The organism is Brevibacillus brevis (assembly GCF_031583145.1).
Taxonomy (GTDB): domain Bacteria; phylum Bacillota; class Bacilli; order Brevibacillales; family Brevibacillaceae; genus Brevibacillus; species Brevibacillus brevis_E.
In genome coordinates this window covers 823,845-838,050 of sequence record NZ_CP134050.1, presented here as the reverse complement: position 1 = coordinate 838,050, position 14,206 = coordinate 823,845, and the positions used below count along the sequence as shown (strand labels likewise).

Annotated in this window: 14 protein-coding genes; 2 read left to right on the top strand and 12 right to left on the bottom strand. The window is 54.1% G+C overall.

Annotation, left to right across the window (positions count from 1 at the left end):
• Window positions 1-3: 3 nt before the first annotated feature.
• The gene (locus RGB73_RS04375) at window positions 4-1,098 is read right to left on the bottom strand and encodes an ABC transporter ATP-binding protein (protein WP_310769481.1); all 1,095 of its coding nucleotides are present in this window, start codon (window positions 1,096-1,098) and stop codon (window positions 4-6) included.
• Window positions 1,099-1,106: 8 nt separating this feature from the next.
• Window positions 1,107-2,231, bottom strand: coding sequence for an ABC transporter substrate-binding protein (locus RGB73_RS04370; RefSeq protein WP_310769479.1), 1,125 nt, complete (start codon window positions 2,229-2,231; stop codon window positions 1,107-1,109).
• Between the two features lie 205 nt (window positions 2,232-2,436).
• Between RGB73_RS04370 and RGB73_RS04365 the strand changes: the two genes are divergently transcribed.
• Window positions 2,437-3,195, top strand: a complete 759-nt coding sequence (locus RGB73_RS04365; RefSeq protein ID WP_310769477.1) for an IclR family transcriptional regulator — start codon at window positions 2,437-2,439, stop codon at window positions 3,193-3,195.
• Between the two features lie 119 nt (window positions 3,196-3,314).
• Entirely contained in the window at window positions 3,315-3,500 is a 186-nt protein-coding gene (locus RGB73_RS04360; RefSeq protein WP_310769475.1) for a hypothetical protein, read from the top strand.
• Between the two features lie 16 nt (window positions 3,501-3,516).
• On the opposite strand, the gene RGB73_RS04355 is transcribed toward RGB73_RS04360, so the two are convergent.
• The 10 genes from RGB73_RS04355 to RGB73_RS04310 form a co-directional block, all read right to left on the bottom strand.
• On the bottom strand, window positions 3,517-3,840 hold the full coding sequence (locus RGB73_RS04355; protein ID WP_310769473.1) for an AzlD domain-containing protein: 324 nt from the start codon (window positions 3,838-3,840) through the stop codon (window positions 3,517-3,519).
• Complete coding sequence (locus RGB73_RS04350; RefSeq protein WP_310769471.1) at window positions 3,830-4,552, bottom strand: AzlC family ABC transporter permease; 723 nt, start codon at window positions 4,550-4,552, stop codon at window positions 3,830-3,832. The genes RGB73_RS04355 and RGB73_RS04350 overlap by 11 nt, the downstream gene beginning before the upstream one ends.
• A complete protein-coding gene (gene pdxR / locus RGB73_RS04345) occupies window positions 4,549-6,009 on the bottom strand; it encodes a MocR-like pyridoxine biosynthesis transcription factor PdxR (RefSeq protein WP_310769469.1) in 1,461 nt (486 codons plus the stop codon). Before pdxR ends, RGB73_RS04350 begins: the two co-directional genes overlap by 4 nt.
• Before the next feature lie 187 nt (window positions 6,010-6,196).
• A complete protein-coding gene (locus RGB73_RS04340; RefSeq protein ID WP_310769467.1) occupies window positions 6,197-7,189 on the bottom strand; it encodes an ABC transporter ATP-binding protein in 993 nt (330 codons plus the stop codon).
• Window positions 7,179-8,186, bottom strand: a complete 1,008-nt coding sequence (locus RGB73_RS04335) for an ABC transporter ATP-binding protein (RefSeq protein WP_310769465.1) — start codon at window positions 8,184-8,186, stop codon at window positions 7,179-7,181. The genes RGB73_RS04340 and RGB73_RS04335 overlap by 11 nt, the downstream gene beginning before the upstream one ends.
• Window positions 8,187-8,199: 13 nt before the next feature.
• Window positions 8,200-9,132, bottom strand: a complete 933-nt coding sequence (locus RGB73_RS04330; protein ID WP_310774126.1) for an ABC transporter permease — start codon at window positions 9,130-9,132, stop codon at window positions 8,200-8,202.
• Window positions 9,133-9,154: 22 nt separating this feature from the next.
• Entirely contained in the window at window positions 9,155-10,105 is a 951-nt protein-coding gene (locus RGB73_RS04325) for an ABC transporter permease (RefSeq protein WP_310769463.1), read from the bottom strand.
• Between the two features lie 79 nt (window positions 10,106-10,184).
• Window positions 10,185-11,636, bottom strand: a complete 1,452-nt coding sequence (locus tag RGB73_RS04320) for an ABC transporter substrate-binding protein (RefSeq protein WP_310769461.1) — start codon at window positions 11,634-11,636, stop codon at window positions 10,185-10,187.
• Window positions 11,637-11,837: 201 nt separating this feature from the next.
• Window positions 11,838-12,965: a C45 family autoproteolytic acyltransferase/hydrolase gene (locus RGB73_RS04315; protein ID WP_310769459.1), complete on the bottom strand. Its 1,128-nt coding sequence runs from the start codon at window positions 12,963-12,965 to the stop codon at window positions 11,838-11,840.
• A 287-nt stretch (window positions 12,966-13,252) separates the two neighbouring features.
• Window positions 13,253-14,104, bottom strand: a complete 852-nt coding sequence (locus RGB73_RS04310) for a LysR family transcriptional regulator (protein WP_310769457.1) — start codon at window positions 14,102-14,104, stop codon at window positions 13,253-13,255.
• Window positions 14,105-14,206: the final 102 nt, after the last annotated feature.

Sequence of the window (14,206 nt, the reverse complement as noted above, 5' to 3'; positions counted from 1 at the left end):
CCGTCATCCCCTCTCTGCCGGCATGACCAGCACGTCTTCCGCATTCCAGCTGCAAAACAGGCTGGCTCCCGGTTCACGCTGCGCCGCTTTGTCGCTCATCTGCACCTTGACGGCCAGCGTGTGTCCACCCGCCCGCACCTCGCACTCCGTGTAGGAGCCGAGGAAGGACGCCAGCTGCAGTCGGCCTTCCACCTGATTGATGTAGTCGCCGGCGGCAATATCCGTGAGCACGATTTTTTCTGGCCGAACGAACACGATTGCCTTTTGTCCCAACGCGAACGGGCGCTGCTGCTTGCCCGCATGGATGATCATTCCTTCTGTTGTGCGAATGGTCAGTCGATCGCCTTCCAGCCCGACGATTTCGCCCTCCATCCGGTTCGTCTTGCCGATGAACGTATGGACGAACTCCGAGGCCGGCTGATTGTAGATTTCCAGCGGCGTGCCGATCTGCTCCACAAAACCGTGGTTCAACACCACGATCCGGTCGGACAAGGACAGCGCTTCTTCCTGATCGTGTGTGACGAAGATCGTCGTGACCCCGATTTCCTGATGGAGCCGCTTGAGCTCGTCGCGCAGTTCCTCGCGCAGCTTGGCGTCGAGGTTGCTGAGCGGCTCGTCCAAAAGCAGCAGGGAAGGCTCGATTACCAAAGCCCTTGCGATCGCGATCCGTTGGCGCTGGCCGCCGGATAGCTGCTTCGGGTAACGGTCCGCTACATTCGGCAGCTTGACCAGATCAAGCACGCGTTTGACGCGCTCCTGCATTTCCGTTTTGCTTACTTTTCTCAGCTTCAAGCCGTATGCGATGTTCTCCGCCACCGTCATGTGCGGGAAGAGGGAGTAGGTCTGGAACACCATCCCCAGCTCCCGTTTGTAAGGAGGCACGCCGTTCATGCGCTGCCCCTTGATCAGCAGGTCGCCGCCATCCGGATCGAGAAAGCCCGCGATCATGTTCAGGGTCGTAGTTTTCCCGCAACCGGACGGTCCCAGGAAGGAAATGAACTCGCCTTGCTCCACCTGCAGGTTGAAGTCCTGAACCACGACATTGTTTTGAAACGTTTTCATGATGCCGCGCAGTTCGACGTCAATCACCTTGGCCACATTGACACCTACTTTCCAGTCTTGGGTGCGATTTCTTTATTGAAGCGATCCAACCAGTTCGACGTTTCCTTGCTCAGGACCTCGTAGTCGAAGTTCACTACTTTGGAGCGGTCAAATTCCAGCGTTTTCGCCACGTCGTCAGGCAGCTTCACAGGAGTAGCCGGGTTGTAGTAGAGCTTGGTCGCATACATGGTTTGCACGTCATCCGTCAGCAGGAAGTCGACAAAGGCCTTGGCCGCTTGCGGGTGTTTGGCTCCCTTGACCAATGTCGCGACGTTCGGCACGATGTTTCCGCCCTCTTCCGGGAAGACGAATTCAATCGGCAATCCGGTTTCCTTCTGGGTCAGGCTGCGAGCCATCGTCCAGGTGGTGTAGGCAGCGCTCTTGTTTTGCAGGTTTTGCTGGAGCTGAGCCGCGCTCTTGGCAAAAGTCGGCATGTACCCTGCGATAGTCCCCAGCTTTTCAAAGCCAGGCTCGATGTTTTTCTCCGAACCGCCGTTGGCATAAGCCAGCATGATCATCGTGGAGCGGCCGAAGTTGCTCGCCACGTCGGTCATCGTGATGTTACCCTTCACTTCCGGCTTGGCCAGGTCGTTCCAGGACTTTGGCACAGGCAGGTTCTTCTCTTTGACCAGCTCGCTGTTATAGGAAATCCCCATCGGCGTGAAGTTCACGACTACGCCGCTGTCGTCTTTGATCTTGAGGTCGTCCGGCACGTTTTTCATGTTCGGGATATCTGCGGCCGATACTGTATCCCACAAGCCTTCCTGGCGTCCTTTTTCCTGCTCGCCGCCTTCTACGATGGTCAGGTCGATTTGCGGAGCGTTTTGCTGCGCTTTCACTTTCGCCACGATCTCGGTCGACACACCGGACACATAGGTCAGCTTCACATTCGGATATTTTTCATTGAACTTTTTGAAGATCTCATCTTTCATCAGCTTTTCTACGGTTGCGCCATTCCCGGCGACGACGAGCGCGTCTTCCAGCTGCACCTGCGCCTCTGCCTGTCCCCCTTCTTTGGAGCCGGCATTTTGGGCCGGAGCCGACGATTGCGGTGCAGGCGAGCCACAGCCCGCGAGCAAAGAACCGGTCAAAGCGAAAATGGAGAGCACGGATAATGTCTTTTTCTTCACGAATGTTCAACCCCCGATTTTTTCTTGGTTGTTCACGAATAGAGAACGATGTTTGCTATTCGAGAACGATAGTGTTATCCTATCATAAAAGAAACTGACTATTCAAGGTAGTCATATAAAAAAACCATTGGCTCAATTCTCGGGGGCAAGCGCTTGCCTGTTTTGTGGTAGAATGAGGGCAATGCAATTTGAAGGAGACCTATCTATGGATCAAGTGCTGTCTTCTGTCCGCAACAGCTGCCGGCTGTTAAAAATTTTTCTCGATTCGCCAAAGGAGCTCGGGGTAACCGAACTGAGCAAAATGCTTCAGCTCTCAAAAGGGGCGGTGCACAAGCTGCTCTCCACCCTCGAGTCCGAAGGGTTCATCCGCCAAAATGAAAAAACCAAGCAGTACACGCTTGGCTACACGCTTTTGGAGCTGGGGACCAAAGTATTGAAAAACCACGATATCGTCGATTTCTCGATGCCGTTTTTGCAGCGCTTGGTGTCACGCACGAGCGAGCTGGTCGTTCTCTGCGTCAAGGACAGCAAGGACGCCATCTATGTGGCGAAGGTCGACTCGCCCCACCCGATTCGCTTTACGGTCGAGTCGTTTCGGCGCTTTCCGCTCTATTCGACGTCGGCAGCCCGCGTCTTGCTGGCTTATCAACCGGAGTCCTTCCAGGATGAGATACTCGGGGAGACGCTCAAGACGTACACGCCTCACTCCTACACCTCGGTGAGCGAACTGAAGCAAGATCTGACCATGATCAAAGAGCGCGGCTACGAGATCAGCTCCAATCGCCGCAATGCAGGAGTGACGGGGATCGCCGCCCCGATTTTCGACGCATCCGGCCAGGTGACCGCGTCCATCAGCGTCATCGGCCCTTCCGACCGCGTCCTGCCGCAGAAAGAAGAACTCTTGCGCGAGACGCTCGCGACTGTACAGGAAATGTCTGCACAGCTCGGGTATCGGTCATCCTGAATGCAAAACACCTCTTGCGCTTCTCCGTAGCGGATGCGCAAGAGGTGTTTTTTGGTTTTGGAAACGATCCCCAACCTCTTTTCGTCTAAAGATATAGAAACCGATCATAGGAGTTGGCCATGACGATAAAAAAACGCGTCAGCTTCGTTGCATCCGTCTTGATGATTGTGCTTTCGCTCACTTCCATCGTGTTGCAGTGGATCGATCACAACGGCATTTCCTTTGCGATCCTCCCGCCCTTCCTCCTGCTCCTGAGCGGCATTGGCTTTCTGGTATCCTGTCTCTCATCGCGAACCAAAATGTGAGCTCATCCAGAGCTTTTTACATCCACTGGACCACTTGCCGCCACAGTGCAATCGTGACGACTCCGGCAAACAAAGCCCAGACGATCTGTTTTTTCCACAAGCCGACCCCGAGCGAGACCAGGCCTGCGCCCAGGTATTCCGGGTTCCACGACCCGCCAGGCGCGTGGAACAGGATCGTCGGGATCGTCATCGAGCTGAATACTCCGACGGGCACCATTGCCAGCCCCCGTTTGAGCCACGCGGGAATGTCCCATCGGGAGCTGAACAGCAGCATGGGGAAACGGGTCAGATACGTAATCAATGCCATCAGTCCGATATAAAGCAGGATCTTATCGTTCACCGCTCACCGCCCCTATCACCACTGCAGTCAAGGTCCCCGCGATGATGGCGATCGTCGCTCCTCCGATGGCGTATCCGATGCAGGCTACGACAGCTGCACACCCCGCTACTTTCAGATGAAAAGACGACGCCAGATTCACCGCAAGAAACCCGAGAAAGGTCGCCACGAAGGCAAAGTCCAGCCCGTACGCTTCCGTATTGGTAAAGATGGTCCCGAACAACGCGCCGGCAAGCGTGCTGATATTCCAGATCAGGTAATCAGCGGCACTCGCCCCGGCAAAGTAGGACAGGCTCGGCTTTTCCCCTGCCGCCAGGTTCGTAGCCGTCAGCGCGTACGTCTCGTCGTTGAGCCAGCCTCCCATCAAGGCCAGCTTCCACGTCGCCGTTCCCCGAAAGGTGGGGCCGAGCGACAGCCCGTACAGCAGATGGCGGGCATTGAGCAACAGCGTCGAGACCAGGATCGGCCATCCCACGATTCCTTGCGAGATGAGGCCGACAGCTGCAAATTGGGAGGAGCCGGCATTGACCAACAGCGAAAACAGCATGGCTTCCGTCACTCCCAGGCCCGCCTGTCTCGCCAGGATGCCAAACACCAACCTGTCTACGATTCCTGTAGCTGCTACGGGAAAGATTTGCTTCATTCCTTTTACAAATGGTGCGTAAGCCAAGCTGGCTGTTGTCTCTTCTCTCCCATACACGTTCTCTTCTTTCATTTAGCGCCCTCCCGTAGATAAGGCTGCCACGTTTCCTTAAGCAGCCTGAGACCAGCCTCGATCTCTTCGACGGACTGCCCGCCGAAGCCAAACTGAAAAGACGGCGATCCTTTCCGCGCCTGGTCGATCCATTTGTGGCACGCCGGATGGACGCGGATGCCCGCCTCTTTCGCGATGTCCGCCAAATCCGCGGAGCTGGAATCGCTGTGGACTTCCACCATCACGGACATTCCCGCATCCTGGCCCGTGACGTGAATGCCGCTCCCGAATTGCTCCTGCAGGGCGCGAAGCATCGCTTCATGCTTCTTGCGGTACAAGGTCCTCATCTTGCGAATGTGCCTCACCCAATCGCCATTTTTCATGAACAGCGCCAGCGTCTCCTGATGAACCCGGGAACACGTCTGGTCAAACTCGGCGAGTCGCTCGTGAAATGCCGGCAGCAAGGAATGCGGAAGCACCATGTAGCTGATTCGAATCGTCGGCAGTAGGGCCTTGGAAAACGTCCCCAGATAGATCACTCGTCCATCCTTATCCAAGCCTTGCAACGACGGAATGGGCCGCCCGTGATAGCGGAACTCCCCGTCGTAATCGTCCTCCAGGATGTAGCTTTCCGTCCGGTTCGCCCATTGCAGCAGCTTGAGCCGCTTCGCATAGGGCATCACAATCCCGGTCGGGTCCTGATGAGAAGGCGTAATATAGACCAGCCGCGCATCGCTCCGTCCCAGTGCCTCTACATCAATGCCATCTTCCTCGAGCGGAATCGGCTGAATCGCAAAACCTAATTGCTGGAATACGGTGCGAACCCCGTGGTATCCCGGGTCTTCCATGGCGATTGCTTGCCCCCGGAGTCCAAACAACAGGCCGATCAGGGTCATGATGACCTGTGTCCCCGCACCGACCACCACCTGCTCGGCTGTTGCCTGCACACCCCGAGCTTGCCCTAGATAGCGGGCGATTTCCTCGCGCAGGCCGGGCTCCCCCTGACGGTCTCCGTAGTAGAGCACACTGCGGTTTTCGCGCTGCATGCACTGGTTGGAGTACTTTCTCCACAGCTCAAAAGGGAAATGCTCCGCATCGACCTGCGCTTGATGGAAATCGTACCGAATCGTGCAGGAAGCCTGTTTCCGCACACCTGCTGCCGGCGGCTGCGCTGCGACTTTTCCCTGCTTCGTCCGCACGGTTGGGCCACCGAAAGCGGCAAGACTATCCCAGTCCACGTCCACCACATAAAAGCCGCTTCGCTCCCGGCTCTCCAAATACCCTTCCGCGAGCAGCTGATGGTACGCTGTCTCCACGGTTGTCTTGCTCACCCGCAAATGCTGACTGAGCGCCCGGACCGATGGCAGTCTCGTCCCCGACGGCAAGCGTCTGGACTGAATCTCTGCACAAAAATATCGATATAATTGCAAATAAAGCGCGTCGGCACCTTCTTCCAGGTGAGGACTGATATCCAGCACACGTTCCCCTCCTTACGCAAACGAACTGAAGCACCTGCCATTTGTAACATTCGAAAAATAAAGAGGAACCTTTACGAATACGACTATCATAGCAGAAACGGGTAGCAGATTCCTCCCTCGGTGCAAGAAAAAAGGATGCAGAACATTGTTCTGCATCCCCTTTGCCAGATCGGGCTGATTCCGCCTTTCAATATAAATGACAAGCCACCATATGCCCGGCAGCTGCTTCCTTTTTTACCGGCGTCTCCGTCTTGCATACATCCGTCACATACGGACATCTCGTATGAAAAACGCACCCCGTCGGCGGATTCATGGGAGACGGAATCTCGCCTCGCAGGACGATCCGCTCTTTTTTCCGCGATGGATGGGGGATCGGTACAGCTGACAACAATGCCTTCGTGTACGGGTGCAGCGGAGTGGCGAACAGGCTGGGAGTCGGGGCCTGCTCCACCATTTGTCCCAAATACATGACGCCGATCCGGTCAGAAATGTGACGAACCACACTGATGTCATGGGCGATAAACAGATAGGTCAGTTTATACTCTTCCTGCAACTGCTGCAGCAGGTTGATGATTTGCGATTGGATCGATACGTCAAGCGCGGATACGGGCTCATCGGAAATCACGATCTTCGGCCCTGCCACCAAAGCTCTCGCCAAACCGATCCGCTGCCTTTGCCCTCCCGAAAATTCATGGGGATAACGGTAGTAGTGATCCAGCTGCAGCCCCACCTTGTTCATGATGTCCATCACCCGTTCCGTTCGTTCCTGCTTTTCCCCGATAGAGTGGATGGCCAAAGGTTCTTCCAGTGTCTGCCCGATACGCTTGCGCGGGTTCAGCGATGAAAAGGGGTCCTGAAACACCATTTGCACATCCCTGCGGATCGGCTGCATTTTTTTGCCGGACAGCTGAAAAATGTCCTCATCCTTGTACAACGCCTGACCTTCCGTGGGATCTGTCAGACGCAGGATCGTTCGTCCCATCGTGCTTTTGCCGCAGCCGGATTCCCCTACTATGCCGAGGGTCTCCCCTTCGTAAAGGTGAAAGGATACGTCGTTAACCGCCTTTACATATCCTTTGACGCCGCCGAGGCTGCCGAGCGGGCCCTTGACGGGAAAGTATTTCTTCAGCCCTCGGACATCCAGGAGCGGCCGTTTGGTTTCTTGGTGTTCAAGAGACATGGCTTCTCTCCTCTTCCTGCGCGATTTTTTCGGCGTGCCAGCACCTGACCTTGTGGCCGGCTGCGTACTCCCTGTATTCGGGGGGATGTTCGCTGCACAAGCCATCGGCATGAGGGCATCGGGGAGCAAAGCGGCATCCGACAGGGATATTGTCCAAAGATGGCACCATCCCTTCGATGACGTGCAGTTTTTGCGACCGATCTCCGTCCAGTTGCGGGATGGATTTCATGAGGCCCCTGGTATACGGGTGGCGCGGCTTTGCAAACAGCGTATCCACATCCGCCTCCTCCACGATTTGACCCAGATACATCACCACCACGCGGGTACAAATCTCCGCTACCACCCCGAGATCGTGTGTGATAAAAATGATGCCCATCTGGTGATCGCGGTTCAATTCCAGCATCAAGTCCAGGATCTGGGCTTGAATGGTGACATCGAGAGCCGTCGTCGGTTCATCTGCGATCAGCAGCTTTGGCTGACAGGCTAGCGTCATCGCGATCATCGCCCGCTGGCGCATGCCTCCCGACAGCTGGTGGGGATATTCATGCACACGCTTTTCAGGGGCGGGGATTCCTGTCATGCGCAGCAGATCGACCGCCTTTTCATAAGCCGCTTTTTTCGAGACCTTCTGATGCAGCAGGATGGATTCGGCGATCTGGTAGCCGATCGTATAGACTGGGTTCAGGGAGCTTAGCGGATCCTGAAACACCATGGATATGTCATTCCCCCGGATTTGCTGCATGGCATCCGTAGAAAGCTGAAGAAGATCCTTTCCCTTAAAATAAATCTCTCCGTCGTACTGTACGGTATGCTTTTCGTCAAACAATCGAAGAATGGCCTGGGATGTCACACTTTTTCCGCAGCCCGACTCCCCCACGACCCCAAGGATTTCTCCTTCTTCCACATGAAACGAAATGCCGTCGACCGCTGTGATGGTGCCGCGTTCGGTATGAAAATGGATTTTGAGCTCTTTCACTTCCAAGAGAGGTTGATTCACCGCGAAAATCCCCCTAGCTTCCTTTTTTCTTCCTCTTCCTCTTCCAGTTGTGCTTGGACTGCGGGTCTACCAGATCGCGCAGGCCATCTCCCCAGAAGTTCAAGCCCATCACGGTCAAAATGATCAAAACGCCGGGAAACACGGTCATCCACCACGCTTTAAAGATGACCAGCTTTCCATCGTACAAAATGTTGCCCCAGCTCGGATCCGGTGTCGGAACGCCAGCCCCCAAAAAGCTGAGCGCCGCTTCTGTGATGATGGCGTCAGCAAACACGAAAGTCGCTTGCACGACGAGGGGTGACAGCGTGTTGGGCGCAATGTGCATCCAGATGATTCGCGTCGCACTGGCTCCTTGTGCCTTCATCGCTTCGATATAGGTCTCCTCCCGCACGACGAGCGTTGCAGAACGGACGATCCTGGCAATGTACGGGATAAACACGACCCCCAGCGCAATGATGACATTTTCCTGCCTGGGCCCAAGTGCAGCTACCAGGGCGATCGCCAAAAGGATTCCCGGTATCGCCATGAGGCCGTCGCAAATGCGCATCAGCACTTGATCCAGTGCCCGATAATAGCCTGCGTACAATCCGATCACCATACCGATGCATGCGGAGATGAGGGCCACCGAAAATCCGACCCAGATGGATACTTGCGCCCCGTAGACGATCCGCGCAAAAAGATCGCGGCCAAAGTTGTCCGTCCCGAGCAGATGCTCCCCGCCAGGCGGCTGCAGTCGATTGGACGGCTCCATTTCATACGGATCAAAGGAAGCCAGATGCGGTCCGATTATGGCGAAAACCGTCATCAGGACGATGATCAGGCTCCCTGTGAGCATTAGTTTATTGGACAGAAAGCGGCGCAGCAGGAGCCTTTGCTGCTCTTTTTGCAATCGTTGTTTCACTTGGGACAGCTCGACTTTGCCAGCGCTTGATCCAAGGGCACCCATACTCATGATTACTCCTCCCCTTCTACTTCCGCTCGAGCCGCACCCTCGGATCAACCACACCGTACAGCATGTCGACGATCAGATTGATACATACATAAGCGGCGGTCACAAACAGAACGACTCCCTGGATGACGGCATAGTCCCTCCGCTCCACGGAATTGATGATCAGCTGACCGATTCCCGGAATGTTGAAAATGGTTTCCGTCACCACGGCACCGGTGACCAAGCCGCCAAAGGTTTGCCCGATGACCGTCAGGATCGGGAGGAACGCGTTTCGCAGCGCATGCTTGTAGACAAGTGTGCGCTCCTTGACTCCCTTGGAGCGTGCCGTCTTGATGTAATTGGTGTTCAGAACCTCCAGCATGGAAGACCGGGTCATGCGCGTAATCAGCGCAGATTGGATGGCGCCGAGAGAAATGGCGGGAAGAATCAAGTATTTCAGATGGTTCCACAGTCCCGCCTCCAGCGGCTTGTACCCGGCTACAGGCAGCCATTGCAGCTTCACCCCGACCAAAAGAATCAAAAAGAGAGCAAGCAAAAAGCTCGGAACCGCCATAGCCAGCAAGGAAAACCCCATGACCGTCTGATCCGTTGCCGTTCCCCGGCGCAATGCGGCGGCAATGCCGATCGGGATGGCAATGACCAGTGCGACGATCTGGGCGAGGATGGCCAGAGAGAGTGTCGGCTGCAAATGGCTGAAAATGGACTCGGCTACCGATTCTTTCATGAAGTAGGAGTCTCCCAAATCCCCCCTCAGCACATCGGCCATCCAGTTCACGTATTGCGTATGCAGCGGAAGATCAAGCCCCAGCTGCTGCCGGAGCGCTTTTACATCTTGCTCCGTAGCCGATTCCCCAAGCATGACCGCAGCCGGGTCCCCAGGGGTGATATGGATAATCAAAAAGATGACGACGGACACCACAAACAACACGGGAATCAGGGCGAGTATTCGCTTTATCAGGTAAATTCTCACGGTTCACCCTACCTTTCGTCCGGTTTGATCGAAAATTCTCCACCCATTCCAGCGATAGAATGGGTGGAGAGGATGCTGACTATTCCTGGTTGGAAACGTTCCAGAATACGAGGCCGTCCAGCCATTTCATGCCTTGGACGGTCTTCTTGGAGGCAGAGATGGAATTTCCGTCCCCGACTTTGACTACCGGCACATATTCGTAGAACCACGATTGCAGCTTGCCGTACACGCTCATCGCCTTTTCCAGGTTTGGCGCGCTTCGGAATTCGATTAGCAGCTTGTCCAGCTCCGGACTGTCCGTCCATCCCGGGAAGTCCTTTCTCATGAAGGCCAGCGAGCTTGGCTCCGGCTTAGGCGTGTTCGTGATCACCAGAATGTCGAATTTGTTCTCATCGTTACGCAGCTCGGTGAAAGTCGGCCAATCGTATACTTCCAGCTTGGTTTTCATGCCCAGCTTCTCCATCTGCTGCTGCAAGGCCACTGCCCCGTTGTACATGTCTTCGTAATCGCGGCTCGTGACGATCTTGATTTCCTGCCCTTGATAACCCGCTTCCTTCAGCAATTGCTTCGCCTTATCCGGATTGTTCTGGTTGTAAAGCTCTTTTCCGTTCTCGCTGGCCCATTGCCCGACTTGGTAGTACATCATCATATTGTGGTTCTGTTGATAGTACTTCGGATCCGTATAAGCCGCGATCAGGATCGATTCCACGTCAATGCCCGCTCCGATGGCCTGGCGTGCCGCTACATTGGCAAACAGTCCTTTTTTCTTGTTGAAGAACAGATTCAGCATTCCTGTCGGAGCCACGTTGACTTGAATATCCGAATCGTTCTCCAACTGCTGCACACTGTCATAGGAAACGTCAGCTGCCACGTCGTACTCACCGGAGAGCAGCCCTGCGACTTGCGTGGAGGAATCAGGGGTGAAGATGAAGCGCAAATCATCCACCAGCGCTTCTCTTTTTCCGGCCAGTCCATCAGCCGCTTCGCTCCTCGCCTGGTAATCCGCAAATTTGCTCAGATGGATTTCCTGGTCTTGCTGCCACTCCTTGAATTGGAAAGGGCCTGTTCCCACGTACTCCTTGACGCCTTTGGGATCGGCGCCATCTATCAGTTCCTTTGGCATGATAGCCGGATAATTTCCTCCCCCGTATGCCATGATCGGCAGCGCCGTAGAGGTAGGGTTTTGCAGGTGCAGAATGGCTGTCTGCGGATCTTTCGCTTCAAAGAGCGCTCCTTTAAAATGGTCCTTTCCTGCGCTGGATATTTGAATCCACCGGTTCATGGACGCGACGACATCGTCTGCCGTCATCTCTTTGCCGTTGTGAAAACGAACTCCCTTCCGCAGATGGAAGGTAATGGTTTTCCCATCCTCGCTTTGCTCCCAGGATTCGGCCAGCAACGGCTGCGTGCGGTAGTTGGAATCGACCGTAACCAGCGTCTCAAAGACGTTTCTGCCAATGGTAGCCGAAGCCTGCGATGTCGTCACATGAGGATCAAGCGTGGGAGGCTGCGCTTGATAGGCAATTCTCAATTCCCCCCCTGCTTTCGCTTCCGTTGGCGCCGATGTACCGTTTTCTGTCTTTGTTTGCGTTTTGGATCCTTCGCTCTGTCCAGATGGTGTCCCGCATCCCGCAAGAGAACATGCGAGGAGAAAAATACTTACCTTTTTGGCAATTCCAGACCCTTTCATGCCATTTCCCCCTTAGGCTTGGCTTCTCTCCTTTTTTCTCCTCTAGATCCCGGAGAAGCTGTAGCGTTTGTATTCGTATTGATTGGGAGGTCCGATCGCGACCCAGAGACTGCCTTCCGATGGCTCTGCGATCACCGAAGCGAATGTGATAATGTCAGCCCCTTTATCCCCCGGCGACTGCACTTTCTCATCCCCGTGAATTTGGCATAAACAGTGGGGATAGCTGCCGCGGTCCCGCAAGATCTCCTGCATGGCGAGGGCATTCAGCCTGCCGTGGTTTTCTCTCAGCAATTCCTCCATGCGCTTCAGGCGGATTCGCGAATTTTCCAGCTCGACTCCATGCAGCCGCTCCTCTTCCAGCAAGCTGTCCGCCGTATAGTGATTGGAGTGGGCGAGCAGCCCGTTTTCCGGTCGGATCAAGGCATCTCGAGTCGGCGTATTTTCCAGATCGGCCGCCCCTCCGTATTTGTCCAGCATAATCAGATTGCGGGAGGATGCCCGTTCTACATGGCGGACCAGATCGATCCCTTCCTCGACCGTCCCTTTGGTCAGAGCAAGCCGTGACAGCATATACCGAGGAAAGCCAGGCTTCCATCCCTCGCAGGTGAGGAAATTGGCGAATGTCCCCATTCCCAGATCATTGATCCCGATATAGGACACCTGACCGGCAGGCGTAAGCATCAGACAGGCAGGCCCTTCATCGGGAACGTATTCGACCACCACACCCAGATCGGAATAAAAAGCGGGCAGGTCGCAGTTTTGACCGATCAGCGGAATGCCATTGGAGGTGGCTTCCGCCAAAATCGCAAACGTCGTGCACTCCGTATTCGACCTGCAATAATGGTTGATCTCAGCTCTCAGTTGAAGCAAATACGCATCCTCCAGTGTGATGCCCGCCCCTTCCGCGATACCCTGCACCTCGTCATCAAAGCCCGGGGCGTATTTTTGGACAAAGGGCCGGTACTTCAGGACCGCCTCTTGCAACCTCCTGGATGAAACCTGAAATTTGCCGTTCAATCGTTCCACCGCATAATCGCGATGTTTCCTGATCAATTCCGAGCACGCTTCCCCAAACTGCTGACCAATCTGCCGATGTGTGCCGCAAAACCGATAAAACGGAAAGGACTTCCGGGATCTGTCTTTATGCATCTCTTTTGTTCGTTCCGACATACGATTTTCTCCTTACGCTTGGTTTCCTTCCCGGATTCTGTTCATCTCCTTTTTAGGGAAGTCCCGTTTTTTAAATATTTCGCTTAATGGAAATATTACATATCTTTTCCTTAAAGTAAATTTCATAATTTTTGCTTAACTCTTCAAAAAATTTTAAGGATTGCCCTACAGGAGAAGCCGATTTCCTGGCGGAGCCACTTCGGAAGCCTGCTTTCTCCCCATCTCAGCACTCTATAGGCACCACCATAAAAAACAGCGCTTGAATAAGCGCTGCTTTGATTGCATCGTCACGAATATTCCATGAGGTCAAGCGACTTCATGTGATTCACAAACTTGTCTACCATTGCCAATTGGGTGGAAGATTCCCGATACAGCATCCACGTTTTCATCGTAACGGCCGCCCCGTTTTTGTTGATGAGTCCTTCCTTGTACAGCGGATCGTCTTCCTTCAAAAAAATCTGCGGAATAATCGCATATCCCAGATCGTTTTTTACCATTTCCTTGCAAATTTCAAACGTATCCACTTGCATGTTGATCAAGGGAGGATCCGTAAATCGTTCATACCACCAATTATTAATCTCCTCGTTAAAGTCAGAGCTATTGCGATAGTTGATTCGGGGGATCGTGGGCAAGTCCTCAAGCCGTACTGGATTTTTCGAAAGGATGTAGACATTTTCTTCTTTCAGCAAATGCTTCTTCTCTGACCACGTATAGCTGCCCCTGACGATCCCCACATGAACCTCATTGTTTCGCAGCAATTCGTATACCTCGTCGCTGATCCCGGTGTTCACATTGATCTCGACCTTGGGAAATTGATTCAAAAATGCCTTCAGAATCGGAGGCAGCTTGTAATGCGCAATGACTCTGGAAATTCCAAGCCGCAGGATTCCCTGTACCTCACTTCCCATATTCAGCATATAGTCTTTTGTCTTTCGCAAATCCATCCATGATTTCTTGGCGTACTGAACCAGGTACCTGCCTTCCGGTGTAAATTCGATGCTCCTGCCGTTTTTGGTGAGAATGTTCACCCCGAACTCTTTCTCCAGCTGCTGCAGCCGATACGTTAAGGCCGGAGGTGTGATATAGAGAAGTTCTGCAGCCTTCGTCAGATTTTGTGTTTCCCAAATATATTTCAGCATCAAGCAATCCTTCTCGTTCATAGCCATCCTCCGCTCATCGATTCTACCTTGGAGACTGTATTCGATAAGAGAAGGGCTACTCCTTGTATGCGGAATCAAACA